This is a genomic window from Burkholderia sp. 10_S31 (assembly GCF_056930375.1).
The window spans coordinates 591973-617867 of the sequence record NZ_JBXOWK010000003.1; the positions used below are offsets into that span (position 1 = coordinate 591973).

General features: G+C 66.4%; 28 protein-coding genes. 5 read left to right on the top strand and 23 right to left on the bottom strand.

Going from position 1 to position 25895, the window contains the following annotated elements:
- Positions 1 to 9: 9 nt before the first annotated feature.
- Genes galE through AC1Z3W_RS22720 form a run of 4 tightly spaced genes read right to left on the bottom strand, consistent with a single transcriptional unit; the run spans position 10 to position 4303 of the window.
- Positions 10 to 1032: a UDP-glucose 4-epimerase GalE gene (galE, locus tag AC1Z3W_RS22705; protein WP_175825400.1), complete on the bottom strand. Its 1023-nt coding sequence runs from the start codon at positions 1030 to 1032 to the stop codon at positions 10 to 12.
- A 14-nt stretch (positions 1033 to 1046) separates the two neighbouring features.
- Complete coding sequence (locus tag AC1Z3W_RS22710; RefSeq protein WP_175825401.1) at positions 1047 to 2183, bottom strand: glycosyltransferase family 4 protein; 1137 nt, start codon at positions 2181 to 2183, stop codon at positions 1047 to 1049.
- A 42-nt stretch (positions 2184 to 2225) separates the two neighbouring features.
- Positions 2226 to 3050 (bottom strand): glycosyltransferase, encoded by an 825-nt coding sequence (locus AC1Z3W_RS22715; protein WP_483508501.1) that lies wholly within the window; start codon positions 3048 to 3050, stop codon positions 2226 to 2228.
- On the bottom strand, positions 3047 to 4303 hold the full coding sequence (locus AC1Z3W_RS22720) for a lipopolysaccharide biosynthesis protein (protein WP_483508502.1): 1257 nt from the start codon (positions 4301 to 4303) through the stop codon (positions 3047 to 3049). The genes AC1Z3W_RS22715 and AC1Z3W_RS22720 overlap by 4 nt, the downstream gene beginning before the upstream one ends.
- Before the next feature lie 242 nt (positions 4304 to 4545).
- Here AC1Z3W_RS22720 and AC1Z3W_RS22725 point away from each other — a divergent pair, with 242 nt between their 5' ends.
- From AC1Z3W_RS22725 to waaA, 4 genes are all read left to right on the top strand, one after another.
- Positions 4546 to 5940: a phosphomannomutase/phosphoglucomutase gene (locus AC1Z3W_RS22725; protein ID WP_175825403.1), complete on the top strand. Its 1395-nt coding sequence runs from the start codon at positions 4546 to 4548 to the stop codon at positions 5938 to 5940.
- Between the two features lie 175 nt (positions 5941 to 6115).
- Positions 6116 to 7111 carry a lipopolysaccharide heptosyltransferase I gene (gene waaC, locus AC1Z3W_RS22730; protein WP_057928444.1) on the top strand — a complete coding sequence of 332 codons (996 nt, stop codon included), beginning with the start codon at positions 6116 to 6118 and terminating at the stop codon, positions 7109 to 7111.
- A 52-nt stretch (positions 7112 to 7163) separates the two neighbouring features.
- Positions 7164 to 8048: a Kdo hydroxylase KdoO gene (gene kdoO, locus AC1Z3W_RS22735; RefSeq protein ID WP_483508503.1), complete on the top strand. Its 885-nt coding sequence runs from the start codon at positions 7164 to 7166 to the stop codon at positions 8046 to 8048.
- 37 nt (positions 8049 to 8085) lie between these two features.
- Positions 8086 to 9453: a lipid IV(A) 3-deoxy-D-manno-octulosonic acid transferase gene (gene waaA / locus AC1Z3W_RS22740; protein WP_124835760.1), complete on the top strand. Its 1368-nt coding sequence runs from the start codon at positions 8086 to 8088 to the stop codon at positions 9451 to 9453.
- Between the two features lie 189 nt (positions 9454 to 9642).
- Here the strand turns inward: waaA and AC1Z3W_RS22745 are convergent, their stop codons facing one another.
- The 9 genes from AC1Z3W_RS22745 to ureC form a co-directional block, all read right to left on the bottom strand.
- Positions 9643 to 9921 carry a hypothetical protein gene (locus tag AC1Z3W_RS22745; RefSeq protein WP_124835761.1) on the bottom strand — a complete coding sequence of 93 codons (279 nt, stop codon included), beginning with the start codon at positions 9919 to 9921 and terminating at the stop codon, positions 9643 to 9645.
- Positions 9922 to 9923: 2 nt separating this feature from the next.
- The gene (locus tag AC1Z3W_RS22750; RefSeq protein WP_483508504.1) at positions 9924 to 10205 is read right to left on the bottom strand and encodes a hypothetical protein; all 282 of its coding nucleotides are present in this window, start codon (positions 10203 to 10205) and stop codon (positions 9924 to 9926) included.
- A 288-nt stretch (positions 10206 to 10493) separates the two neighbouring features.
- Positions 10494 to 10766, bottom strand: coding sequence for a hypothetical protein (locus tag AC1Z3W_RS22755; protein WP_057928449.1), 273 nt, complete (start codon positions 10764 to 10766; stop codon positions 10494 to 10496).
- Positions 10747 to 11265 carry a DUF2778 domain-containing protein gene (locus AC1Z3W_RS22760; protein WP_483508505.1) on the bottom strand — a complete coding sequence of 173 codons (519 nt, stop codon included), beginning with the start codon at positions 11263 to 11265 and terminating at the stop codon, positions 10747 to 10749. Before AC1Z3W_RS22760 ends, AC1Z3W_RS22755 begins: the two co-directional genes overlap by 20 nt.
- A 13-nt stretch (positions 11266 to 11278) precedes the next feature.
- Positions 11279 to 11764 carry an Hcp family type VI secretion system effector gene (locus AC1Z3W_RS22765; RefSeq protein WP_483508506.1) on the bottom strand — a complete coding sequence of 162 codons (486 nt, stop codon included), beginning with the start codon at positions 11762 to 11764 and terminating at the stop codon, positions 11279 to 11281.
- 147 nt (positions 11765 to 11911) lie between these two features.
- Complete coding sequence (gene ureG, locus AC1Z3W_RS22770; protein ID WP_057928451.1) at positions 11912 to 12559, bottom strand: urease accessory protein UreG; 648 nt, start codon at positions 12557 to 12559, stop codon at positions 11912 to 11914.
- A gap of 12 nt (positions 12560 to 12571) precedes the next feature.
- Positions 12572 to 13252: an urease accessory protein UreF gene (locus tag AC1Z3W_RS22775; RefSeq protein ID WP_057928452.1), complete on the bottom strand. Its 681-nt coding sequence runs from the start codon at positions 13250 to 13252 to the stop codon at positions 12572 to 12574.
- Entirely contained in the window at positions 13239 to 13829 is a 591-nt protein-coding gene (gene ureE / locus AC1Z3W_RS22780) for an urease accessory protein UreE (protein WP_175825408.1), read from the bottom strand. The genes AC1Z3W_RS22775 and ureE overlap by 14 nt, the downstream gene beginning before the upstream one ends.
- A gap of 17 nt (positions 13830 to 13846) precedes the next feature.
- Positions 13847 to 15553 (bottom strand): urease subunit alpha, encoded by a 1707-nt coding sequence (gene ureC, locus AC1Z3W_RS22785; protein ID WP_124835764.1) that lies wholly within the window; start codon positions 15551 to 15553, stop codon positions 13847 to 13849.
- Between the two features lie 92 nt (positions 15554 to 15645).
- On the opposite strand from ureC, the gene AC1Z3W_RS22790 reads away from it, so the two are divergent.
- The gene (locus AC1Z3W_RS22790; protein WP_175825409.1) at positions 15646 to 16698 is read left to right on the top strand and encodes an RNA-guided endonuclease InsQ/TnpB family protein; all 1053 of its coding nucleotides are present in this window, start codon (positions 15646 to 15648) and stop codon (positions 16696 to 16698) included.
- A gap of 45 nt (positions 16699 to 16743) precedes the next feature.
- Here the strand turns inward: AC1Z3W_RS22790 and AC1Z3W_RS22795 are convergent, their stop codons facing one another.
- From AC1Z3W_RS22795 to AC1Z3W_RS22840, 10 genes are all read right to left on the bottom strand, one after another.
- Positions 16744 to 17049 (bottom strand): urease subunit beta, encoded by a 306-nt coding sequence (locus AC1Z3W_RS22795; RefSeq protein ID WP_057928456.1) that lies wholly within the window; start codon positions 17047 to 17049, stop codon positions 16744 to 16746.
- A gap of 16 nt (positions 17050 to 17065) precedes the next feature.
- Complete coding sequence (ureA, locus tag AC1Z3W_RS22800; RefSeq protein ID WP_057928457.1) at positions 17066 to 17368, bottom strand: urease subunit gamma; 303 nt, start codon at positions 17366 to 17368, stop codon at positions 17066 to 17068.
- A 239-nt stretch (positions 17369 to 17607) separates the two neighbouring features.
- Positions 17608 to 18483, bottom strand: a complete 876-nt coding sequence (locus tag AC1Z3W_RS22805; protein ID WP_124835768.1) for an urease accessory protein UreD — start codon at positions 18481 to 18483, stop codon at positions 17608 to 17610.
- Between the two features lie 160 nt (positions 18484 to 18643).
- Positions 18644 to 19336, bottom strand: a complete 693-nt coding sequence (gene urtE / locus AC1Z3W_RS22810; protein WP_057928459.1) for an urea ABC transporter ATP-binding subunit UrtE — start codon at positions 19334 to 19336, stop codon at positions 18644 to 18646.
- Between the two features lie 4 nt (positions 19337 to 19340).
- Complete coding sequence (urtD, locus tag AC1Z3W_RS22815; protein ID WP_124835769.1) at positions 19341 to 20198, bottom strand: urea ABC transporter ATP-binding protein UrtD; 858 nt, start codon at positions 20196 to 20198, stop codon at positions 19341 to 19343.
- The gene (gene urtC / locus AC1Z3W_RS22820) at positions 20195 to 21382 is read right to left on the bottom strand and encodes an urea ABC transporter permease subunit UrtC (RefSeq protein ID WP_124835770.1); all 1188 of its coding nucleotides are present in this window, start codon (positions 21380 to 21382) and stop codon (positions 20195 to 20197) included. Before urtC ends, urtD begins: the two co-directional genes overlap by 4 nt.
- A gap of 1 nt (position 21383) precedes the next feature.
- Entirely contained in the window at positions 21384 to 23003 is a 1620-nt protein-coding gene (urtB, locus tag AC1Z3W_RS22825) for an urea ABC transporter permease subunit UrtB (protein WP_124835771.1), read from the bottom strand.
- A 161-nt stretch (positions 23004 to 23164) separates the two neighbouring features.
- Positions 23165 to 24472: an urea ABC transporter substrate-binding protein gene (gene urtA, locus AC1Z3W_RS22830; protein WP_057928463.1), complete on the bottom strand. Its 1308-nt coding sequence runs from the start codon at positions 24470 to 24472 to the stop codon at positions 23165 to 23167.
- Between the two features lie 342 nt (positions 24473 to 24814).
- Positions 24815 to 25138, bottom strand: coding sequence for a rhodanese-like domain-containing protein (locus AC1Z3W_RS22835; protein WP_006758748.1), 324 nt, complete (start codon positions 25136 to 25138; stop codon positions 24815 to 24817).
- Between the two features lie 11 nt (positions 25139 to 25149).
- Positions 25150 to 25806 (bottom strand): protein-L-isoaspartate O-methyltransferase family protein, encoded by a 657-nt coding sequence (locus tag AC1Z3W_RS22840; RefSeq protein ID WP_057928464.1) that lies wholly within the window; start codon positions 25804 to 25806, stop codon positions 25150 to 25152.
- Between the last annotated feature and the right edge of the window lie 89 nt (positions 25807 to 25895).

Genomic DNA, 25895 nt, shown 5'->3' on the forward strand with positions numbered 1-25895 from the left:
GACAGCGGATTATACAAAACCGCGGGGGTTCCCCTCCTGCCATTTCCAGTGGTCGGCGCACATCTCGTCGATCCCGAGCGTCGCGCGCCAGCCGATCAGGTCGGCCGCGGCCTGCGGATTCGCGTAGCACTCGGCGATATCGCCCGGGCGGCGCGCGACGAGTTCGTACGGCACCGGGCGGCCCGACGCCTTTTCGAACGCGCGCACGACTTCCAGCACGCTGTAGCCCTGGCCTGTGCCGAGATTCACGACGAAGCTCGCATCGCGCTTCGCGAGCGCGTCGAGCGCGGCGATGTGCCCCTTCGCGAGATCGACGACGTGGATGTAGTCGCGCACGCCGGTGCCGTCCGGCGTCGGGTAGTCGGAGCCGAACACGCGCAGCTTCTCGAGCTTGCCGACCGCGACCTGCGCGACGTACGGCATCAGGTTGTTCGGGATGCCGGCCGGATCCTCGCCGATCAGCCCGCTCGCATGCGCGCCGACCGGGTTGAAGTAGCGCAGCGTGGCGATGCGCCACGACGGGTCCGATACCTCGAGATCGCGCAGGATCTGCTCGGCGATCAGCTTCGACTGGCCGTACGGGTTGGTCGCGGACAGCGGGAACGATTCGTCGATCGGCGAGCGCTCGGGCACGCCGTACACGGTCGCCGACGAGCTGAACACGAACTGCCTGACGTTGCGCTCGCGCATGATCTTGAGCACGGCGAGCAGCCCGCCGATGTTGTTCTGGTAGTACTCGAGCGGCTTCGCGACCGATTCGCCGACCGCCTTGAGCGCCGCGAAATGGATCGTGCCGGTGATCGGATGTGCGTCGAACACCTTTGCGAGCGCGGCTTCGTCGCACACGTCGACCTGGTGGAACGCGGGCGTCCTGCCCGTGATCTGCTCGATGCGCCGCACGGACTCGGCCTTGCTGTTGACGAGGTTGTCGACGATCACGACATCGTAGCCGTTGTCGAGCAGCTCGACGGCCGTGTGCGAGCCGATGTAGCCCGCACCGCCGGTAACGAGGATGGTGCCTTTAGCGGTCATGCTGATGCGCTCCTTCAGAGTGTGATGCCGGTCAATGTATGAATGGTCTGCCGGTAGCGTTCGACGACCTGCTGCTCGTCGAATTCCGCGGCCACCTTGCGGCGGCCGCGCGTGCCCATCGCGTCGCGTCCGGCGGTCCCGAGTTCGATCATGCGGATCAACTGCTCCGCGAGGCTCGCGCTGTCGCGCACGCGGCACAGGAAGCCGGTTTCGCCGTCGGCGACGACGTCGCGGCAGCCCGGCACGTCGGTCGCGACGATCGGGCGGCCCATCGCGGACGCTTCCATCAGCGTGCGCGGCACGCCCTCGCGGTACGACGGCAGCACGACGCAGTCGGCCGCGGCGATGTGCGGGCGCACGTCGTGCGCCTCGCCGAGATACTCGACGACGCCTTCGCCGACCCAAGCGTCGACGTCCGCAGGGCCGATCGCGCTCGGGTTGTCGACACCGAGCGGCCCGAGCAGTTGGAAGCGCGCGTCCGGGTAGCGGGCGCGCACGACGCGCGCGGCCTCGACATACTCGCGCACGCCCTTGTCCCACAGCAGCCGGCCGATCAGGATGAACACGGGGCCTTGGCCTGCGGGCAGCGGCACCGGCGCGAACTGGTCGAGATCGACGCCTTCGCCGTGCAGCAGGCGCGCGCGGTCCGGGTGCGCGAGCAGCTGCTCGTCGGTGAAGGTCGCGAGATCGTCGCGGTTCAGGAACCAGACTTCACGCGGGAAGCGGAAGGCGAACCGGTACAGGCGCTTCGCGACGCTCGCCGCGCGGCTTTTCTGGATGAACACGTAGCCGAGACCGGTGGTAACCGCGATCGACGGCACGCGCGCGAGCCACGCGGCGATCGACCCGTAGATGTTCGGCTTGATCGTGTAATGGAACACGAGATCGGGCGTGAGCGCGCGGTAATGGCGCACCAGCGCGGCGAGCGTGCCGAGATCCTCGCGCGGGCTCGTGCCTTTCGACGCGACGGCGAGCGCGACGTAGCGGCAGCCCATCTGCTCGAGCAGCGGCACCGTGCGGTCGTGCGGCGCGATCACGATGACCTCGGCGCCGCGCGCGACGAGCGCACGGATCAGCCCGTGGCGGTACGTGTAGATCGCCCAGGCCGTGTTGCAGACGAGCGCGATGCGCAGCGAGGAGGTAGCGGACATGAAAAAAAGAAAAAATAAAGCGTCGAAAATGCCGAATGCGGGTTACGCGGACGGCCGCGCCGCGAACAGCGTCTGCTTGATCCGCTGCAGCGTGCGGTACGGCGTCACGAAATGCAGCAGGTTCTTGGCGAGGCCGGCCCAGTCATACGGGTTCAGCACGTTGAAGTGTCGCAGCAGCAGCGATAGCGTCGAGATCAGCTGGCGGCGGCGCTTGGTCGCGCTGATCCCGCCCTCGTTGAGCTCGTAGTAGAGGCCGAGCTCGGGCAGGTTCGCGCAATCGTAGCGTTGCATTAACCGTAAAAAAAGATCGAGATCCTCGGCCGCACGGTACTTCGCGCGGTAGTTGCCGACTTCGCGCACGGCGTCGATGCGCAGCATGACCGACGGATGCACGAGCGGCGAGCGCAGGAAGCGTGTGCGGCGCAGCGCGCGGGGATCGGCGGGCGGGGTCAGCATGAAGCGCGGCTCGCCGGCGCGCGACACGACCTGGGTCCACATGCCGACGCAGGCCACGCGCGGGTGCGCGTCGAGATACGCGCGCTGCTTCGCGAGCCGCTGCGGCGCGGCGAGGTCGCCGGCGTCGATGCGGGCCGCATAGCGGAAGCCGCGCGCCTCGAGCGCGTCGATGCCGGCCTCGAGCGCGCGCTCGATGCCGCCGTTCTGCGGCATGCGCAGCACGTCGACCGCGAGGCCGGGCAGGTCGGGCGCCACGATCGGCGGCGTGCTGCCGTCGTCGACGATCAGCACGTGCACCGGCGCGTCCTCGCGAAACGACGCGAGGGTGCGGACGACGTCGTCGTGTCCGTTGTAGGCCGGCATCAGCACGGCCACGTCGTCGAGCGGGGGCGGGCAATCGGAAGACGTCATGGGCGCAGCTTGAAACGAATGTAATAAAAATTAACGGCGGTGGCGGCGACATAGCCGGCCGCGAGCCCGACGAGCGCGCCGTACAGGCCGAGCAGGGGGATCGCGAACACGTTGACGAGCGCGGCGATCGCCAGCGCGAGCACCCATTTCGCCAGCAACACGAATTTTGCTTGATATTTGAGAACGATAAGATTGCCTATCGCCTCGATGCCGGCTGGCACGGACAGCCAGACGGCCCAGCGGAAGATGTCGACCGACGCCTCGTAGCCGTGGCCGAACACCTTGCCGACGATGAGCGGTGCGGCCGCGTCGAGCACCAGCGCGCCGGCCGTCATCAGGCCGGCGGTCATCGCGATCAGCCGGACGATGTTGCGGCGCAGCCGCGCGACGTCCTGCACGCGGTACACGAACGCGGGCGCGATGGTCTGCGCGAGCATCAGCGCGAGCGTGATCCAGTTCTCGTTGAGCTGCTGGGCCGCCGCGTAGCGGCCGAGATCGGCGAACGACACGTGTCGCTCGAGCATCAGGCGGTCGAGCTTCAGGAACAGGTACATGCAGATCAGGCCGAGCCAGAACACGGTGCCGGCGGTGGCGAAGTGCCTGAACAGCGGCTTGTCGAACGTCCAGCCGAGCGTGCCGCCGTTACGGTGGCGGTAGTACAGCACCAGCGCGAAGCCGATCGCGGCGGCCTCCAGCGCCCACAGCCACGCGAAGCGGGCAGGGCCGGCGGCCGCGCGGACCATCAGCCAGACGAGCAGCGCCTTCGCCAGCGCGGTGACCATGCTGGTCACGAGCTGCGGCTTGCTGTAGGTCATGCTCTGCAGCCACGCGTTGATCACGCCGACGAACGGCTCGCGGAACACCATCGTGACCGCGAGGCCCGCGAGCATCGCGCCGACGAGCGGGTCGAACGCGCCGGCGCTTATCGCGATCCAGGTCGCGACGAGCGCGGCGGCGGACACGCCGATGCGCAGCGCGAATGCGCTGCCGAGCACCGCGCCGAGTTGCGCGGGCGGGCGCTGGACGATGGTCGGAACCAGGATTTCGGCGCCGCACACCCAGGTGAGCGGCGCCAGTACGAGGAGAAGCGTATTCGCATACTGCCATTTGCCGAACACATCGGGCCCGAAATAACGGGCCAGAAGACCGCTGATCGCGATCGCGACGCCGATCTGCGTGAGCCGTTCGAGCCCCAGCCAGACGAGATTCGCGACGGCCTTCGCGACGTCCGGGTTGCCGAATCGCTTCAGCATGCGGGGCAGCCGCACGCGCTTGATGCGGCCGGCAGGGCGCCAGGAGGCGAGAGGTTGGCGGCGGCGGAACGGCTAGGCATTAAAATGGACAAAACGCGCGTCATCAAAACCCGCGATTATAAGTGGGATCGGGGCCGCTCCAGCCGTCCCGCTCCTTGCAGCGCCGGGCCCGCATGTATGATGCCGGGCATGCGCGAAAGGCGGCCAGATTATTTTCCATGCATGCAACCGAGAGAGAATCGATGATCTCCCAATCCATCTTCAAGGCATATGACATTCGCGGTGTGGTCGGCAAGACGCTCGACGCCGATACGGCGCGCGGGATCGGCCGGGCATTCGGCAGCGAAGTGCGCGCACAGGGCGGCGACGCGGTCGTCGTCGCGCGCGACGGCCGCCTGTCGGGGCCCGAGCTCGTCGGTGCGCTCGCCGATGGCCTGCGTGCGGCGGGTGTCGATGTCGTCGACGTCGGCATGGTGCCCACGCCGGTCGGCTATTTCGCGGCGAGCGTGCCGCTGGCACTGAAGGGCGGCGAGCGCCGCGTCGATTCGTGCATCGTCGTCACGGGCAGCCACAACCCGCCCGACTACAACGGCTTCAAGATGGTGCTGCGCGGCGCCGCGATCTACGGCGAGCAGATCCAGGCGCTGTACCGTCGCATCGTCGACGAGCGCTTCGAAACGGGCAACGGCACGTTCGAGCAGTTCGACGTCGCGGACCAGTACATCGCGCGCATCGTCGGCGACGTGAAGCTCGCGCGCCCGCTGAAGCTCGTCGTCGACGCCGGCAACGGCGTCGCGGGCCCGCTCGCGACGCGCCTGTTCAAGGCGCTCGGCTGCGAACTCGTCGAGCGCTTCACCGACATCGACGGCACGTTCCCGAATCACCACCCCGATCCCGCCCACCCGGAAAACCTGCAGGACGTGATCCAGGCGCTGAAGGACACCGACGCCGAACTCGGCTTCGCGTTCGACGGCGACGGCGACCGCCTGGGCGTCGTCACGAAGGACGGCCAGATCATTTTCCCGGACCGCCAGCTGATGCTGTTCGCGGAGGAAGTGCTGTCGCGCAACCCGGGCGCGCAGATCATCTACGACGTGAAGTGCACGCGCCATCTCGCGCAGTGGGTGAAGGCGAAGGGCGGCGAGCCGCTGATGTGGAAGACGGGCCATTCGCTGGTGAAGGCGAAGCTGCGCGAGACGGGCGCACCGCTCGCGGGCGAGATGAGCGGCCACGTGTTCTTCAAGGACCGCTGGTACGGCTTCGACGACGGTCTCTACACGGGCGCGCGCCTGCTCGAGATCCTCGCGAAGACGGCCGATCCGAGCGCGGTGCTCAATGCGCTGCCGGACGCGATGAGCACGCCCGAACTGCAGCTCTGGCTCGACGAAGGCGAGAACTTCCGTCTGATCGACAAGCTGCAGAAAGAGGCGAAGTTCGACGGCGCAGAGGAAGTCGTGACGATCGACGGCCTGCGCGTCGAGTACCCGGACGGCTTCGGCCTCGCGCGTTCGTCGAACACGACGCCGGTCGTCGTGATGCGGTTCGAATCGGAGACCAAGGAAGGGCTCGAGCGCATCCAGGACGATTTCCGCCGCGTGCTGACGGCCGCGAAGCCGGACGTCAAGCTGCCGTTCTGAACCTCGGCGGCCTGCGGGCTGCCGCCGGCGCGACGGTCGAGTTATCCGTCGCGCCATTCCCGAAAAGCGGCGCATGCCAGCGGCATGCGGCCGCTTTTTGTCTGTCTGACGTCCCGGGCGCGATAAAATCGCGTCTTTATGCCTGTCGCCGGCTGTCCGCCGGCGTTTTTTCAGCGTGCAAAAGATCCTGATCGTGCGCGTGTCGTCGCTGGGCGACGTCGTGCACAACATGCCGGTGATCGCCGATATCCGGCGCCGCCATCCCGATGCGCAAATCGACTGGCTCGTCGAGGAGAGCTTCGTCGGCCTCGTGCGTCTTGTCGAGGGCGTGCGCGACGTGTTGCCGTTCTCGCTGCGCCGCTGGCGCAAGAAGCCGTTCTCGGGCGCGACGTGGCGCGAGATCCGCGCGTTCCGCAAGCGCCTCGCGGCCGAACGGTACGACCTCGTGATCGACTGCCAGGGGCTCATCAAGACGGCCTGGGTCGCGAGCTGGGCGCGCGGCCCGCTCGCCGGCCTCGGCAACCGCACCGACGGCGCCGGCTACGAATGGCCCGTGCGCTTCTTCTATCGCAAGCGCGTGCCGATCGCGCCGCGCACGCACGTGGTCGAGCGTACGCGCCAGCTGGTCGCGGCCGCGCTGGGCGACCCGGCGCCGACGCCGGCCGATCCGGTCGACTTCGGTCTCGACACGCGCGCGGCGGCGCTCGCGGTCGCGGCGCTCGGCCTGAACCTGCCGGTGCCGTACGTGGTGTTCGTGCACGCGACGTCGCGTGCCGACAAGCAGTGGCCGGACGCCGCGTGGATCGAGCTCGGCCAGGCGCTCGTGCGGCGCGGTGCGTCGCTCGTGCTGCCGTGGGGCAACGACGCGGAACGCGCGACCAGCGAGCGGCTCGCGAAGGAGTTCGGCGCGGCGGCGATCGTGCCGCCGAAGCTGTCGCTGCCGGCCGTCGTCGGCCTGATCGACGGCGCGGCCGCGACGGTCGGGGTTGATACAGGTCTGGTTCATATCGCGGCCGCGCTGAAGCGCCCGACGGTCGAACTGTACAATTTTGCGACGGCCTGGCGGACCGGCGGCTATTGGTCGCCGAACGTCGTCAATCTCGGCACGGCGGGGCAGCCGCCGTCGATCGCACAGGTGAAGGCGGCGCTCGCGGGCTTCGGCCTGCTGTAATGCCTGTCATGCCCATCATGCCTGCCCTGCCTGTCACGCACGCGAACCGATCATGAGCGAATCCCAGATCATCGAAGTCCCGTCCGCCGACTGGAGCGGACACAACCTGTCGGCGCCGCGCGAGCAGCTGCTGGCCGCGGTCGAGGAAGGCAAGGTGCTGTATTTCCCGCATCTGCGCTTCGCGATCGAAGGCGGCGAGGAAGCGCTGCTCGATCCGGCGCTCGCCGATCCGAAACGCAAGAACATCAGCCTCGCGCCGAACGGCGGCGCGCTCGCCGGCGTGCTCGGCGACAGCGTCACGCAGTCGGCCGTGCGTGCACTCGTCGCGCGCTTCCAGCATCAGGCCGGCACGCTCGTCGACGGCCTTTTTCCCGAATACCGCGGCAAGCTGCGCGTTGCGCCGACGAGCCTGCGGCTGATGCAGGTCGAGACGCGCCAGACGTCCTGGCGCAAGGACGACAGCCGGCTGCACGTCGACGCGTTCCCGTCGCGGCCGAATTACGGCGAGCGCATCCTGCGCGTGTTCACGAACGTGAACCCGGCCGGCCAGCCGCGCGTGTGGCGCGTCGGCGAGCCGTTCGAGGACGTCGCGAAGCGCTTCCTGCCGAAGATCCGGCCGCAGTTCCCCGGCTCGGCGTGGCTGCTGAACCTGCTGCACGTGACGAAGTCGCCGCGCAGCGCGTACGACCACCTGATGCTGAACCTGCACGACGGGATGAAGGCCGATCTCGACTACCAGAAGACTTGCCCGCAGCAGACCATGCCGTTTCCGCCGGGCAGCGTGTGGATATGTTTCTCGGATCAGACTTCGCACGCTGTGATGTCCGGCCAGTTCATGCTCGAGCAAACCTTCTTCCTGCCGGTCGACGCAATGGTGCGTCGCGAATGCGCGCCGCTCGGGATTCTCGAGCGCCTGCAGGGCAGGGCGCTGGTTTGAGCGCGCCCCGCATCCTCCGCGGTAATGGGGCCCGCTCATGCTGAGGGCGATCTATCGCGCGTTGTGGTGGCTCGTCGCGCCGATCGCGGTCATCCGCCTCTTGGTGCGCTCGCGCAAGGAGCGCGGCTATCGCGAGCACATCGGCGAGCGCTTCGGCCACGTCGCGGGCCGTTCGCGCGACGATCGCGCGCCGCTGATCTGGGTGCATGCGGTGTCGGTCGGCGAGACGCGTGCCGCGCAGCCGCTAATCGATGCGCTGATGCAGGCACGTCCCGACGCGCGCATCCTGCTCACGCACATGACGCCGAGCGGCCGCGCGACCGGCGAGCAGATCTTCGGCGATCGCGTGCTGCGCTGCTACCTGCCGTACGACATGCCGGGCGCGGTGCGGCGTTTTCTGCGCGCGTGGCGGCCGACGCTCGGCCTCGTGATGGAAACCGAGGTGTGGCCGACGCTGATCGACGAGTGCCGCCACGCGGACGTGCCGCTCGTGTTGACCAACGCGCGGATGTCCGCGCGCTCGCATCGCCGTGCGGCGAAGTTCGGCGCGGCGACGCGCGACGTGTTCGGCGGGTTCTCGCGCGTGCTCGCGCAGAGTCCGGCCGATGCGGAACGGCTGACGTCGCTCGGTGCGCGCAACGTGACGGTGCTGGGCAACCTGAAATTCGACATGACGACGCCGCCGGAGCTGGCGGCGCGCGGCCATGCATGGCGCGACGCGATCGGCACGCGGCCCGTATGGGTCGCCGCCAGCACACGCGAGAACGAAGAGGCGCTGGTGCTGCAGGCGTTCGCCGCGATGAAGACGCCCGATGCGCTGCTGATCCTCGTGCCGCGCCATCCGCAGCGTTTCGCCGAAGTCGAGGCACTCGTCGAGCGCAGCGGGTTCAAGTGCGTGCGGCGTTCGGTGTGGGGTGCGGACGCGGCGGCCCTCGCGGCCGGCCGGCCCGCTGCGGCGGAACCGCTGCCGGCCGACGTGACGGTGCTGCTCGGCGATTCGATGGGTGAGCTCGGCGCGTACTATGCGGCCGCCGACGTCGCGTTCATCGGCGGCAGCTTGCTGCCGCTCGGCGGGCAGAACCTGATCGAGGCGTGCGCGGTCGGCGTGCCGGTGCTGATCGGCCCGCACGTGTTCAACTTCACGCAGGCGACCGCCGATGCGGTCGCGGCTGGCGCGGCGATGCAGGTCGCGGATCCGCTCGATCTCGCGCACGTGCTCGACGCGCTGTTCGCCGACAATGCGCGGCGCATCGCGATGGGTGCGGCGGGTTCCGCGTTCGCGTCGCGCCATCGCGGCGCGACCGCGCGCACGGTCGACGTGCTCGCGGCGCTGCTGCCGCCGGTGGAGAACGGCACGCACTCGATGCAGGACGGGCAGGATGCTCAGGGCGGCAAATATGTGTAACGACTTGCATTCGAACGCGTCGCGCTCGAATGAGCTGCAATCAGTTGAAGGGCCAAGGTCGTGTCCAGTGAACCTTGAGTCGGGTACGCGCGTGGCTTTCTTTCTACCCATAGAGGGGGCAGAACAAAGCGATAGAACGAGCAGATCGAAAAACAGTGCGATTTTGAAAGGCCTATGGTGCAGCCATTCTTAGTCGCTATTTCTCGGCATGCTTTTTTTGCGATGGTGTCGCCACAGCCACATAATCGCTACATAGGCGAACACTGCCGCAATCAGTTCGATAGTCACCCACACCACGAAATACAAGTCGTCGGGATCGCGAACGCCGAGCCATTCCGAAGCACGCCACCATGCACGCGCCTCGGCTGGCGTCCACTCATAGTGGTATGGACGGACATAACGAAGCGATAGAGCGAGCAGGCCGATAAACAGCACGATCTTGAAGAGCCTACGGGTAAAAGTGATCATTCTCAGACGCTATTTCTCAACATGGATTTTTTGCCGCGATAGTGCCTCCACAGCCTCATGATCACCATATACGCAAACGTTGCCACGAGCAGATTGGCCAGCAGGACGAGCGGAATGTATAGATCATCGGGGGCGCGAATACCAAGCCGATTTGCAACGCGTAGCCAAGCGAGCGCTTGGCTTTCTGGCATTGGTATAGGATATGTGTGGACGTACGGTACGGAGAGGCAGAACAGGCCGACGAACAGCGTGACCTTGAACAGCCTATGGGTAAGAGAGGTCATTCTCAGTCACTATTTCTCCACATGCTTTTTCACGCGATGGTGTCGCCACATCCACATGATCGCTATGTAGACGAGCACTGCCACGATCAGTTCGATAATTACCCACCCCCCGATATACAAATCCTCGGGATCGCGGACACCGAGCCAATCCGAAGCACGCCACCATGCACGCGATTCGGCTGGCGTCCATTCATGGTATGGTCGGATATAACGAAATGAGAGAAGAAACAATCCGACAAACAGCGCGACCTTGAAGAGCCTACGGACAAGATAGGTCATTCTCAGACGCTATTTCTCAACATGGCTTTTTTTCCCACGATAGTGCTTCCATAGCTTTATGATCATCATATACGCAAGCGTTGCCACAAGCAGATCAAGAGCCAGCATCACCGGGATATAGACATCATCCGCCTCGTGCAGACCAAGGCTTTGCGCGATGCTCAACCATCGAAGTGCCTCACTTTCCGGCATCGCCCCATTCCGACCAATGCAGCGCACGGATAGAAGAAACAAGCCGAAAAACAGCGCCATCTTGAAAAGTCTACGGACAAGTGTTGCCATGCGCGATGACCTCAATTGTTCCGTATGCATTAAGTCCTGAATTGCCGGCCGCGATTTGCTTGGTGGTCAAAAGTGCTGTTCGGATTCTCAGGAAATCCGTACGGCTCGGCAGAGTAATGCAGCCTAGCGAAATCCCATCGCCGCCCACCGGATGCAGCCGGAACTGACCGCGCTGGAGACCATTGATCCAGGTGAAATCGTCGATTAAGCCGTCGCTCCTATACAGTGCAAACCACTCGGAATGGTAAGATGGTTTGCCTTTTGCCGCGTTATATGCGTCCTTGATCGAAGCCCAAGCTTGAGACCTGACGCCACCTGCAGGACGGTCCACGATCCAGTATTTACCGCCAGGAATCGGGCCGTTGTCGGGCACCGCCGTACAGCCGCCCCGATTCCGATAGATGCCATTGCCAGAGAACGCATCAAACGTACCCAACCCATCGACGGTAAGGGGAGAGAGGAAACTGTTATTCACCAGAAATCTACCGGTATAAGCCATTGACCGCTCCCGCTTATCCGATGTCATTCCATGAATCGGTGAATTTGATATTGCCGTCGAGGTAATGCCACGTGATGCGGTCATACATCATGGAGACGGCTTCCACGTGATTGAGCGCGGACGCTTGCGATAGTCTGGTATTCGTCATGCCGGGGTTGATGCCGCAGACTTTTACGCCTTCGAGCAGCATCACGAAATAGACTTCCTCTCTTCCCGCATCGTTGATGCGATACCACTTGATCTCGGCCGATTGCAGGGTTTGCCCCTTCGCCACGGCCTTGTAGAGATAGGGTGTCGCCGCGTCGAATTCCTTTTCGAACGCAATCGGTGAATGCGTACGCTTGCCGGTGATCTTGCCGTTGGCACCATCAACCGGCAGATTTACACCGTGGCCGAAGCTGATGATTTCAATGTTTCCTTCACGGTCCTGGACGGTTGACGAGCCTTTGATGTCTGCGCCGCCATCATCCTTAAGCCACATATGTGCGGGAATCGGCATATCGAAAATCCTCACTTACAGAGAAAGCGTAATGTAAGGAATCGATGCCAGCCAAGTCAATTGCCGTCGCAAAGTCGCTGGAGGCTTTTCGATAGCGGGCTCGCTACTGCGTGCGCAAACGCTATGTCGTTCTGCCTGGACACTTATTCAAACCGTCAACAACCCCTTCTTCTCGATGAACGCGACGACGTCCGCCACGCCTTCGAGCGCCTTCAGGTTCGTCATCACGTAAGGCCGCTCGCCGCGCATCTTCTTCGTGTCGGAGGCCATCACGTCGAGGTTCGCGCCGACGAGCGGCGCGAGATCCGTCTTGTTGATCACCAGCAGGTCGGACTTCGTGATGCCCGGGCCGCCCTTGCGCGGAATCTTCTCGCCGCCGGCGACGTCGATCACGTAGATCGTCAGGTCCGACAGCTCGGGGCTGAACGTCGCCGCGAGATTGTCGCCGCCCGATTCGATGAACACGATGTCGGCGTCGGGAAAGCGCGCCAGCATCCGGTCGACGGCCTCGAGGTTGATCGACGCATCCTCGCGGATCGCCGTGTGCGGGCAGCCGCCCGTCTCGACGCCCATGATGCGTTCCTCGGGCAGCGCGCCCGCGACCGTCAGCAGGCGCTGGTCTTCCTTCGTATAGATGTCGTTCGTGATCGCGACGAGGTCGTAGCGCTCGCGCATCGCCTTGCACAGCATTTCGAGCAGCGTGGTCTTGCCGGAGCCGACCGGGCCGCCGATGCCGACGCGCAGCGGCGGCAGTTTCTTGGTGCGGCGGGGGGAGGAGGGAGCGGGTGCGTTCATGGCGTGTCGGGTTCAGGAGCGGAACAACCGCGAATACTGGGTTTCGTGCCGCGCGGACAGGATGCCCAACTGCGGTGCGAATGTGTTGATCGCGTCGGGTGGCGTCGCGAGCGCGCGGCGCACGGCCGCGTCGATCGCGCCGCGCAGCGCGACGATGATGCGCTGGCCGGCAAGCTGGCCGAGCGGCACGGCCTTCAGCGCGGCCGACGTCTGGTTCTCGACCCAGCCGAATGCGTACGCGGCGAGCGTCGCGTCCGCGCTGGCATCGTGCGCGGCGGCTGCGTACGCGAATGCGGTCGGCAGCGCGATCGGCGTCAGCGATGCGAGCGTCGCTCGGCGTGCGGCATCACCCCATTCGAGCGATGCGCAAAGCTGCGCGAGCGACCAGCCCATCTGTTCGGTCTCGCGGCGCAGCTCCGCCGATTCGCGGCTCGCGACGAACCATGCGTTCTCGCGGGCCAGTGCGTCGGCGTCGTGGGTCTGCCAGCGGGCGAGCTGGTGCGCGAGGAACGGCAGCTCGCCATGCGCGAGCACGTCGGTCAGGCCGCTCGCGATCCAGTCGCGCGCGGTGTCGGCGTCGCGGATCAGGTTCGCGTCGAGCGCGGCTTCGAGGCCCTGCGAATAGCTGTACGCGCCGATCGGCAGCGCCGGCGACGCGAGGTGCAGCAGCGCGACGAGTTCAGTGGTGTTCATGGCCGTGGTGGCCGTGCGTACAGCCCGGACCATGCTGATGATCGTGATCGTGCGAGTGCCCGTGGTGTTCGCCGAATACCTGCTGCGCAAGCGCGTAATCCTCGGCGAACGTCGCGTCGTGTCCGTGCTTGTGACCGCCGCCGTATGCGCCGGCTTCCGGCTGGAACGGCGCGCTCGCTTCTTCGACCTGCGTGCCGAGCCGGCGCAGCATGTCCGCGAGCACCGGGTCGGCTTCGAGCTTCAGGTAACCGTCGCCGATCTCGACCGGCGTGTGGCGGTTGCCGAGGTGATACGCGGCGCGCATCAGCGTGAGCCGGTCGGCGGCGCGTACGAGCAGCACCGTTTCGGAAGCGGCGGCGATGCGCACGAGCGCGCCGTCGTCGGCGACGAGCACGTCGCCGTCGCGCAGCACGGTGCCGCGCGGCAGCAGGACCGCGACGTCCTCGCCGGTGTCGAGCGTGGCCGCGAGGCGGCTCTTGCAGCGGGCGTCGTAGACGAGCGTGAGCGTCGGCGCGCGTGCGACGAGCGACGCGGCGAGTTTCACGTTCGGGGCAATGCGTTTGTCGAGGGTGCGCATGGAACGAAAACCGGAAATCAGAACAGGAAATAGCGCTGCGCCATCGGCAGCACCGTCGCCGGCTCGCAGGTGAGCAACTGGCCGTCGGCGATCACGTCGTAGGTTTCGGGATCGACGCTGATCGACGGGCGCCATGCGTTGTGGATCATGTCGGCCTTCGTCACGTTGCGGCAGTTGCGCACCGGCACGACACGCTTCGCGAGCCCGTAGCGTTCGGCGATGCCCGCGTCGGCGGCCATCTGCGACACGAAGGTCAGCGACGTGCGTGCGAGCGCGCCGCCGCGCGTGGCGAACATCTCGCGGTAGTGCACCGGCTGCGGCGTCGGGATCGATCCGTTCGGGTCGCCCATCTGCGCGACCGCGATCATCCCGCCCTTCAGGATCATCGACGGCTTGATCCCGAAGAACGCGGGCTCCCACAGCACGAGGTCGGCCCACTTGCCCGGTTCGAGCGAGCCGACTTCGTGTGCGATCCCATGCGTGATCGCCGGGTTGATCGTGTACTTCGCGACGTAGCGTTTCGCGCGAAAGTTGTCGTTGCGCGCGTTGTCTTCCGGCAGCGCGCCGCGCTGCACCTTCATCTTGTGCGCGGTCTGCCAGGTGCGGATGATCACTTCGCCGACGCGGCCCATCGCCTGCGAGTCGGACGACAGCATCGACAGCGCGCCGAGATCGTGCAGGATGTCCTCGGCCGCGATCGTCTCGCGGCGGATCCGCGATTCCGCGAACGCGAGATCCTCGGCGATCGACGGATCGAGGTGATGGCACACCATCAGCATGTCGAGGTGCTCGTCGAGCGTGTTGATCGTGTACGGGCGCGTCGGATTGGTCGACGACGGCAGCACGTTCGCCTCGCCGCACACCTTCAGGATGTCGGGCGCATGGCCGCCGCCCGCGCCTTCGGTGTGATACGTGTGGATCGTGCGGCCTTTGAACGCGGCGACCGTCGATTCGACGAAGCCGGCTTCGTTCAGCGTGTCGGTGTGGATCGCGACTTGCGTGTCGGTGTCGTCGGCGACCGACAGGCAGTTGTCGATCGCGGCGGGCGTCGTGCCCCAGTCTTCATGCAGCTTCAGGCCGATCGCGCCGGCCGCGACCTGCTCGACGAGCGGCTGCGGCAGGCTCGCGTTGCCCTTGCCGAGGAAGCCGAGATTGATCGGCCAGCCGTCGGCCGCCTGCAGCATCCGCTCCATGTGCCACGGCCCCGGCGTGCAGGTCGTCGCGTTGGTGCCGGTGGCCGGCCCCGTGCCGCCGCCGAGCATCGTCGTCACGCCCGATGCGAGCGCCTCGTCGATCTGCTGCGGGCTGATGAAGTGGATGTGCGTGTCGATACCGCCCGCGGTGACGATCAGCCCTTCGCCGGCAATCACTTCGGTTGCCGCGCCGATCGCGATCGTCACGCCGGGCTGGATGTCGGGATTGCCGGCCTTGCCGATCGCCGCGATGCGGCCGTGCTTGATCGCGATGTCGGCCTTCACGATGCCCCAGTGATCGAGGATCACCGCGTTCGTGATGATCGTGTCGGGCACGTCGGCGGCCACGCGCTGCGACTGGCCCATGCCGTCGCGGATCACCTTCCCGCCGCCGAATTTCACTTCCTCGCCGTAGGTGGTGAAGTCGCGTTCGATCTCGATCAGCAGTTCGGTATCGGCGAGCCGCACGCGGTCGCCCGTCGTCGGCCCGAACATTTCCGCGTACGCGCGGCGGCTCAAGCGTAGTGTCATCAGAATTTGCTCCGAGAAACCCCGCCATTGATGGTGGGAAGGAAAGGCGTGCTGTTGACAGGCAGCTTCTTCCACGGGTTAGGATCACCTGCATGATTCTTGTCTACCGCTACCGGGTGAAGTCGCTCAACGGACTGCTTAACAAGCAGAGCCGTGCGGTGAACTACGTCTGGAACTTCTGCAATGACACGCAGAAGCACGCGCTCAAGTGGAGCAAGAAGTGGCCGACGGGATTCGATCTGAACGTGCTGACGACGGGGAGCAGCAAAGCGCTCGGCATCCACTCCGGCACGATCAACGCGACGTGCGAGCAATACGCGAAGTCGCGCAGTCAGCACCGTCGGCCCTACCTGCGCTATCGCGGCAAGAAATCGCTGGGCTGGGTGCCGCTGAAGGGCCGCGACCTGAAGCGCGAAGGCGAAGCGTTTCGCTTTGCCGGCAACACGTTTCGCGTGTTCAACAGCAGGCCGCTTCCCGAAGGCAAGATCAAGGACGGAACCAACTTTGCGCAGGATGCGCGTGGCAACTGGTTTCTCAACATCGTGATCGAGATGCCCGATGTTCTGGTCCGCCCGATCCGTTCCGGCGTCGGCATCGATCTCGGCCTGAAAGACTTCGCCACACTTTCGACCGGCGAGAAGCTGCCGAATGACCAATTCGGCCGACGCGCGGCCGAGAAGCTCGCGAAAGCGCAACGGGCGCGCAAGCACAAACGCCATATCGCGAAGCTGCACGCCAAAGTGGCAAATGCTCGAGCCGATTTCCAGCACAAGCTCGCGCTCAATCTGGTGCGGCGCTTCGATTACATCGCGGTCGGCAACGTGTCGGCTGTCAAACTCGCTAGAACCAGGATGGCGAAGAGCGTCTACGACGCATCCTGGTCGACCTTCCGAAACAAGCTCCGCTACAAAGCGATCGCGCACGGAGTCACGTTCGAGGAAGTCGACGAAAGCGGTTCGACCCAGTCCTGTTCGGCGTGCGGGTCGAAAGACAGCACGACGCGGCCGAAAGGTATCGCAGGGCTGCGAATAAGAGAGTGGGCCTGCAGTGGATGTGGAGTCGTGCATGATCGTGATATCAACGCTGCGCTGAACATTCTCCGATGCGGACGTGCATCGCCAGGTGTGGGAATCTTCCGCCTTTAGGCGGAGGAGGACGTCAAGTGCTGTTCCTGAAGAGCGGGGCGCGGCTTACAGCGGCCCCATCACCTTGCCCTGAAAACCGTAGACGGCGCGTTCGCCGGCCAACTCGACGAGCTCGACGGTGCGTGTCTGGCCCGGCTCGAAGCGCACGGCGGTGCCCGCCGCGATGTTGAGCCGGAAGCCGCGCGCGGCCGCGCGATCGAACGACAGCGCGTCGTTGACTTCGAAGAAGTGGTAATGCGAGCCGACTTGAACCGGGCGGTCGCCGGTGTTCGCGACGACGAGCGTCAGCGTCGGGCGGCCTGCGTTCAGTTCGTGCTCGCCGTCGTCGGTGAGGATTTCGCCGGGGATCATGCGCGTTACACCTCGGTCACGGAATCGGGTGGTGGACGGTGACGAGCTTGGTGCCGTCGGGGAAGGTCGCTTCGACCTGGATGTCGGGGATCATTTCGGGCACGCCGTCCATCACGTCGTCGCGCGAGAGCAGCGTCGTGCCGTAGTGCATCACCTCGGCGACGGTCTTGCCGTCGCGCGCGGCTTCCATCAGCGCGGCGGTGATGAACGCGACCGCTTCCGGATAGTTGAGCTTCAGCCCGCGCGCGCGACGGCGCTCGGCCAGCAGCGCCGCCGTGAAGATCAGCAGCTTGTCCTTCTCTCGGGGAGTCAGTTTCATGAAGGCAGTCGTTCAGGAAAACGTAATTTTTATCGGTGCGCACGGTTCGGGGCAAAGGCGCAGGTCATCGTAGCACCGCGCCGTTTTTCGTGCGTCGTGTATCCGTTATGTAAGGAGCAAGGCGCGTGCCATGCCGCTGGAACGCGAGGCAATGCGCGTTCGTGGTGCGCGATGCATGGATTGCGGGCGCCGCAGGCGACGGCGCTGCGCCGAAACGGTGCGTGGCGGGCCGGGCGCGCTCAGGTTTGCCAGAGGCGCAGCGGCCGTGCATCGACGCCGTGCACGAGCGGCCGCAGGTAAAGCCAGCAGTCGATGAAGTGACGCTGCAGCGCTTCCATCGAGGTCGACAGCGCGCGCACCAGCACGACGCCCGGCGTCACGCAGGTCGCGCCCGCACGCAGCGTGTCGTCGAACGGCATCCGCGCGGCGAGCGCTTCGGCGAGCGCCGCGTCGCACGCGGCGCCGGCTGCCCACAGCGTGCCGTACACGGGAAAGCCGGCGAGACCCTGCAGCGCGCCGCGCAGCGGATCGTGCGCGTCGAGCAGCGCGCGCTCGGTCCACAGCGGCCGGCCGTCGGCATCGACGAGTGCCGAACCCGACGCGATGCGGCCCGCCGACCACGTTTCGCCGGCCGCCTGCCGGCCGAGCTGCGTCGCGTCCCAGCCGATCGCGCTCGCGCCTGCGCCGAGCGTCACCGTGAAGTCGAGCGCGGCATGCGCCGCGTCGAAGAACAGGTTGTTCTGCGGCAGCCAGTCGAGCTTCGCGTGCGCGCCGACCGTGATGCCAATGCGCTGCGTCGCATCGAGACCGTTCGATTTGTACCACTTGGTCGCGCCGGGCGTTGTCAGCACGGCGTGGGTGCCGTCGCCGAGCGCGATGTCGATGTCGAGCCGGTCGCCGCCCGCGACGCCGCCCGGCGGGTGAACGATGACCGCGTGGCAGATCGCGTCGCCTTCCGGATACAGCGGCCGCTGCACGCGCAGCGGGCCGTCGTGCAGCCGGTGGACGAGCGTCGTGCGCGCGCCGTGCCGTTCGAAGCCGAGTTCGAGACGGCCGCGCCACGATTTGGCGGCGGCAGGGCGGGACAGCGGGGCGTGGGAGTCGAGGGCGGACATCGGTGGGAAGCAGGGGACGGGCGCGGTGATCGAGGATGCTACCGCAACACTATACGCTTGGGTGTTCGGGTTGTTGAACGTGGCGACGGCGCCGACGATCGCATGATATGCCGCGGTCGCCGGCACCACGCCTCGGCGCAATCACGCGCCGCGTGCCGCGCTACACCGCGATCAGCTCGCGCACGCCGTTCGTCTCCATGTCCCGCGCGTCGCCGCCCGCGACGATCTCGCCGCGGCTCATCACCCAGTAGCGGTCCGCGATCGAGCGCGCGAAGTCGTAATACTGCTCGACGAGCAGCACGGTCATCTTCGATTCGTCGACGAGCTGGCGCAGCGTGCGGCCGATGTCCTGGATGATCGACGGCTGGATGCCTTCGGTCGGCTCGTCGAGGATCAGCAGCTGCGGCTCGCTCATCAGCGCACGGCCGATCGCGAGCTGCTGCTGCTGGCCGCCCGACAGGTCGCCGCCGCGCCGTGCGCGCATGTCCTTCAGCACCGGGAACAGGTCGTAGATGCGCTCGGGCACCTTCGATGGCGCCTTGCGGCTTGCCGCGCCGACGAGCAGGTTCTCCTCGACGGTGAGGCGCGGAAAGATGTCGCGGCCCTGCGGCACGTACGCGAGCCCCGCCGCCACGCGCGCATAAGGCGGCAACGCACCGAGCGCCGTGCCGCGCCACGACACGCTGCCGCTTTTTGCGGCGACGACACCCATCAGGCAGCGCAGCAGCGTGCTCTTGCCGACACCGTTGCGGCCGAGCAGCACGGTGAGCTTGCCGTCGTCGGCGGCGAGGTTCACGTTGCGCAGGATATGGCTGCCGCCGTAGTACTGGTTCAATGCATCGATCTTCAGCATCGCATCATCTTCCGAGGTAAGACTCGATCACCGTATCGTCGCGCTTGACCTGGTCGAGCGTGCCCTGCGCGAGCACCGCGCCTTCGGCCATCACCGTCACGCGGCCCGTGTCGCCCGCGAGCGCCGCGACGAAGTCCATGTCGTGCTCGACGACCATCATCGAGCAGGTGCCGCGCAGCGTGTTCAGCAGCGCGGCGAGCTCCATCGTCTCGTGGTCGGTCATCCCGGCGGCCGGCTCGTCGAGCAGCAGGAGCGCGGGGCGCTGCATCAGCAGCATGCCGATCTCGAGCCGCTGCTTCTGCCCGTGCGACAGCTCGCCGGCCGCGCGATACGCATCGCTTTCGAGGCCGATCAGTGCGAGCGTCTCCTCGATCTTTGCCTGCGCGGCGCGGTCGAGCCGCGCGCGCAGCGATGCGAGCCAGCCCTTGTCGGTCTGCATCGCGAGCTCGAGGTTTTCCCACACAGGATGCTGTTCGAACACGGTCGGCTTCTGGAACTTGCGGCCGATCCCCGCACGCGCGATTTCCGGCTCGTTCATCCGCGCGAGGTCGATGGTCTGGCCGAGAAACACCTTGCCCGCATCGGGACGCGTCTTGCCGGTGATCACGTCCATCATCGTCGTCTTGCCCGCACCGTTCGGGCCGATCACGCAGCGCAGCTCGCCGGCGTCGATCGCGAGCGACAGCTTGTTCAGCGCCCGAAAGCCGTCGAAGCTCACCTCGATGTCCTCGAGATAGAGGATCGTGCCGTGCGACGTGTCGATCCCGGGCGGCACCACATGGCCCATCGATGCGGTGCCGCTGACGGCCAGCAACTCGTCTTCGGGCGGCGGCGTGAACTGGTAGAGGGCGGTGCCGTTCATCCGCGTTTCCCCTTCGCGAGCAGCGTGTCGACGAGGCCCATGATCCCGCGCGGCAGCAAGAGCGGCACCAGCACGAAGATCAGGCCGAGAAAGAACAACCAGTATTCGGCGAAGTAAGCGGTGAAGAGACTCTTCGCGCCGTTCACCGCGAACGCGCCGACGATCGGCCCGATCAGCGTGCCGCGCCCGCCCACCGCAACCCAGATCGCCATTTCGATCGAATTGCCGGGCGACATCTCGCCGGGATTGATGATGCCGACCTGCGGCACGTACAGCGCGCCCGCGATCCCGCACAGCACGGCCGACAGCGTCCACACGAACAGCTTGTATGCGAGCGGGCTGTAGCCGAGGAACATCAGTCGCGTCTCGCCGTCGCGCACCGCGGTGACCACGCGCCCGAGCTTGCTGGTGACGATCGCGCGCGCGGCGATGAACGCGAGCACCAGCGTCGCGAAGGTCAGCAGCAACAGCACCGTGCGCGTGCCGGGCGACGTGATCGGAAACCCGGCGATGCGCTTGAAGTCGGTGAAGCCGTTGTTGCCGCCGAAGCCGGTCTCGTTGCGAAAGAACAGCAGCATCGCGGCGAACGTCAGCGCCTGCGTGATGATCGACAGGTACACGCCCTTCACGCGCGAACGGAACGTGAAGAAGCCGAACACCCACGCGAGCACGGCCGGCACGAGTACGACGAGCAGCAGCGCCCATGCGAGATGCTGCGTGCCGTTCCAGTACCACGGAAGCTGATGCCAGTCGAGGAACACCATGAAGTCGGGCAGGTCGCTGCCGTACTTGCCGTCGCGACCGATCTCGCGCATCAGGTACATGCCGATCGCATAGCCGCCGAGCGCGAAGAACAGCCCGTGGCCGAGGCTCAGGATGCCGCAGTAACCCCATACGAGATCGAGCGCGAGCGCGGCGATCGCGTAGCACATCAGCTTGCCGGCGAGCGTCATCGCGTACGCGGACAGATGGAACGCGCTCGATTCGGGCGCGACCAGCGTGGCGAGCGGCACGCCGATGCCGATCGCGAGGCACAGCGCGACGAGCGCGAGCCATGCGCGGCGCGAGAGCAACGCAGGGCGGGGCGGCAGGCCGAGCGCGAAACCTTCCTCCGTGCGCACGGAGGCAGGGGGTTTCGGCGCGTCGGCGAGCGGGTTCGACAACGAATCGGTGAATGAAGTCACGTCAGGCCTCCGCGCTGCGTCCCTTCGGGGCGAACATGCCCTGCGGACGTTTCTGGATGAACAGCACGATCATCACGAGCACCGCGATCTTCGCGAGCACCGCGCCCCAGAACGGCTCGATCGCCTTGCTGACGAGACCGAGCCCGAAGCCGCCGAGCACGGTGCCGGCAATCTGGCCGACGCCGCCGAGCACGACCGCCATGAACGAATCGATGATGTAGTTCTGCCCGAGATCGGGGCCCACGTTTCCGATCTGCGACAGCGCGCAGCCGCCGAGGCCCGCGATGCCCGCGCCGAACGCGAACGCATACGCGTCGACGCGCGCGGTCTTCACGCCGACGCACGCGGCCATCCGGCGGTTCTGCGTGACAGCACGCACGAACAGGCCGAGCCGCGTCTTCGTCAGCACGCCCCACGCGACGAACACGACCGCGAGCGCGAACGCGAGGATCGCGAGCCGGTTGTACGGCAGGATCAGGTTCTGCATCACGGTGACGCCGCCGCTCATCCACGACGGGTTCACCACCTGCACGTTCTGCGCGCCGAACAGCATGCGGGTTGCCTGGATCAGGATCAGGCTCACGCCGAAGGTCGCGAGCAGCGTTTCGAGCGGGCGGCCGTACAGGTGCCGCAGCACGAGCCGTTCGAGCACGATGCCGACCAGCGCGGCCGCCGCGAACGATACCGGCACCGCGACGAGCGGATACCAGTCGAACGCGCCCGGCGCGTAGCGCTGGATCAGCGTCTGCACGACATAGGTTGCGTACGCACCGATCATCAGGAATTCGCCGTGCGCCATGTTGATCACGCCGATCAGCCCATACGTGATCGCGAGGCCGAGCGCCGCCAGCAGCAGCACGCTGCCGAGCGACAGGCCCGCGAACACTGTGCCCGCGATCTCGCCGCGGCGCTGCAGCGCGTGCAACGCATCGAGCCCTTGCTGCGCGGCATCGCGCACGCGTGCGTCGGGTTCCGCGTAGCTGCCGTCCGCGTTCTTCGCGACGAGCGGGCGCAACTGCTCGATCATGTCGAGATCGCGGCGTGCGGCCACGACCTGCACGGCTTCGAGACGCTTCGCCGGATCCGCATCGTGCAGCGCGGCGATCGCCCACAGTGCGTCGAGACGGCGCTTCAACGCCGGATCGGTTTCCTTCGCGCGTGCGCGGTCGATCATCGGCTTGAGTGCAGGATCGGGGGACTTCAGCAGTGCATCGATCGCGTCGCGACGCGCGGCGACATCGGGCGATGCGAGCGCCAGACCCGACAGCGCGCCGGCGATCTTCGTGCGCAGCAGGTTGTTCAGCATCACGGGCTGCGCGTCGCCGGCCGGCGTCGTGGCCTGCGTGAGCGCATCGTGTGCGGTGTCGCCGGTCTGGATCAGCAGGCGGCCGTCGCCGGTCGCGAGCGCGTCGCCGGTCGACAGCGCATTGAGCAGCGCGACGGCGCGCGGATCGGCATCTGCGGCGAGCCGTTCGACCGCAGCCGTTTTCGCGTCGAAGTCGTCGCCGGCGAGCGCAGCGGTATCGGCGGCCGTCAGGGCGAGCGCGGCGCGCGGCAGCGCGCCCGCCAGCGCGGCACAGGCGACGAGCGCGACGGCGGCGCGGCGAAAGCATGTAGGCATCGGGGATCCTGTCGGGCGTGGGAATCGGGTTGTGCGACGGGTTGCGCGACGGTGCGCGGGCGCGCGGGCGCGCGACGCGCGTTACCGCGCTCGCGGCGGCGGAGTGCGTGCATCCGCCTGCAAGCGGAGCGCCACGCCGGTGCGCGGCGCTCCGCATCGCATCAGACGAGCGCCGCGCGCTGCCGGCGCAGGAACGCCGGAATCGAGCTGACGATGTCCGGCTTGCCCTGGTTGCCTGCGATGAACGGGCTCCACGGCTGCGCGCGGACCGCGGTCTTCGTCTTCCACACGACGTTGAATTGCCCGTCGCCGCGGATCTCGCCGATCATTACCGGCTTGTGAAGGTGATGGTTGCCGTCCATCGCGAGCGTGAAGCCCGACGGCGCGGCGACGGTCTGGCCGATCATCGCGACGCGCACCTTGTCGACGTCGGTGCTCTTCGCCTTCTCGACGGCCTGCTTCCACATGTGGATGCCCACATAGGTCGCCTCCATCGGGTCGTTGGTCACGCGCTTCGCGCCGCCCGGCAGGTTGTTCGCCTTCACCCACGCGGCGAACTGGTCCTTGAACTTCGTGTTCGTCGGGTTCTTCACCGACATGAAGTAGTTCCACGCGGCGAGGTGGCCGACGAGCGGCTTCGTGTCGATCCCGCGCAGCTCTTCCTCGCCGACCGAGAACGCGACCACCGGTACGTCGGTCGCCTTGATCCCCTGGTTGCCGAGCTCCTTGTAGAACGGCACGTTCGAGTCGCCGTTGATCGTCGATACCACGGTCGTCTTGCCGCCCTGCGCGAAGTTCTTGATGTTCGCGACGATGGTCTGGTAATCGCTGTGGCCGAACGGCGTGTAGACCTCCTGAATGTCGGCGTCCTTCACGCCCTTCGATTTCAGGAACGCGCGCAGGATCTTGTTGGTCGTGCGCGGATACACATAGTCGGTGCCGAGCAGGAAGAAGCGTTTCGCACCGCCGCCTTCCGCGCTCATCAGGTACTCGACGGCCGGAATCGCCTGCTGGTTCGGCGCGGCGCCCGTGTAGAACACGTTGCGCGACATCTCCTCGCCTTCGTACTGCACCGGGTAGTAGAGCAGACCGTTCAGTTCCTCGAACACGGGCAGCACCGACTTGCGCGACACCGACGTCCAGCAGCCGAACACGCATGCGACCTTGTCCTGCGTGAGCAGCTGGCGCGCCTTCTCCGCGAACAGCGGCCAGTTCGATGCGGGATCGACGACCACCGGCTCGAGCTTGCGGCCCATCACACCGCCGCTCTTGTTGATCTCGGCGATCGTCATCAGCGCCGTGTCCTTCAGCGACGTTTCGGAGATCGCCATCGTCCCCGACAGCGAATGCAGGATGCCGACCTTGATCGGGCCGGTGCCCGCATCGGCCGCTTGCGCGAACGGACTCTTGCCCGCCAGCGCGAGTGCACCGGCCATCGAACCGAACTTCAGCAGACTGCGACGTTTCATCGGGTTCCCCTTGACGTGTTGGATACGCGTGCGCCGTGGCGGCGCCGGCATCGGAGTAACGCAAGGCATGTGCCAGTCGCGCGGATGCACGCCGGGCGTGCCTGTGCGGGGTGGTGCGGGGCGTCAGTGCGGTGCGCATGGCACGTCGTGCAGCATGCGCGACCCGTTGCGGTGCGCTCACGCGGGCGCAAATGGTGCACGGCGCGCATGCTTGCACGGAGGAGGGGGCACACGGGAGCAGAAATGGAAACGGGCGCGCAAGGCGCGCCCGTTCGGCGGACTGGCGAGACCGGCGGCAACGTGCCGGTCGGCATGGCGGCGCGCGATGCGCCGCGGGGAGGATCAGTAACGCGGCACGGACGGATCGACGTCGCGCGACCACGCGTCGATCCCGCCTTGCAGGTTGTACAGCTTCGTGAAGCCGCGCGATTCGAGGAACATCGCGACCTGCGCGCTGCGCATTCCGTGATGGCACACGCAGACGATTTCCGCTTCGTCGTCGAGCTCCTCGCTGCGCGCGGGAATCTGCTGCATCGGGATCGACACGCTGCCGGCGATCTGCGCGGTCGAGATTTCCCACGGCTCGCGCACGTCGAGCACGACCGGCGCGGGGCGCGCCGGGTCACGAAGCCATTCCGCGAGCATCGCGGGCGTCAGGATTTGCATGGGGCCGCCGCTCAGAACTTGAAGCGCGACGGTTCGATCGCGTTGACGAGGTGATTGACGTAGGTTTCGAACACGTCGGCGACGCGGTACTGCTTGTCGTCGATGCGCGTGATGATCTGCGCCTTCATCACCGGACGGCCGCCGACGAACGCCGACAGGCGGCCGCCGATCTTCAGCTGTTCGAGCATCTGCTGCGGCACGACCGGCAGGCCGCCCGCGACGCAGATCACGTCGTACGGCGCCTTGTCGGGCCAGCCGAGCGAACCGTCGCCGAGCACGACTTCCGCGTTGGTCACGCCGTCGTTGCGCAGGTTGTCGGCCGCGAACTTCGCGATGACCGGATCGATGTCGACCGCCGTCACGTGCTGCGCGCGATGGGCGAACAGCGCCGCGAGGTAGCCCGAACCCGCGCCGATCACGAGCACGTTCTCATGCTTCTTGACGGCCAGTTCCTGCAGCACGCGCGCTTCGACGCGCGGGAACAGCATCTTGCTGGTGCCGCCGGGCAGCGGCAGCTCGAGGTCGGCGAACGCGAGATCGCGATGTTCGGGCGACACGTAGTTTTCACGCTTGACGATCGACAGCAGGCCCAGGATGTCCAGGTCCAGCACGTCCCACGGCCGGATCTGTTGTTCGATCATGTTGAAACGCGCGTTTTCGATATTCATGGTGTGGTCACGCAGCCAGGTCGGCCATCAGCGGGGATAGAGAAACTTCGTGATTGTACCAAACCGGGCGGCGCCGAAGCCTTCAGACG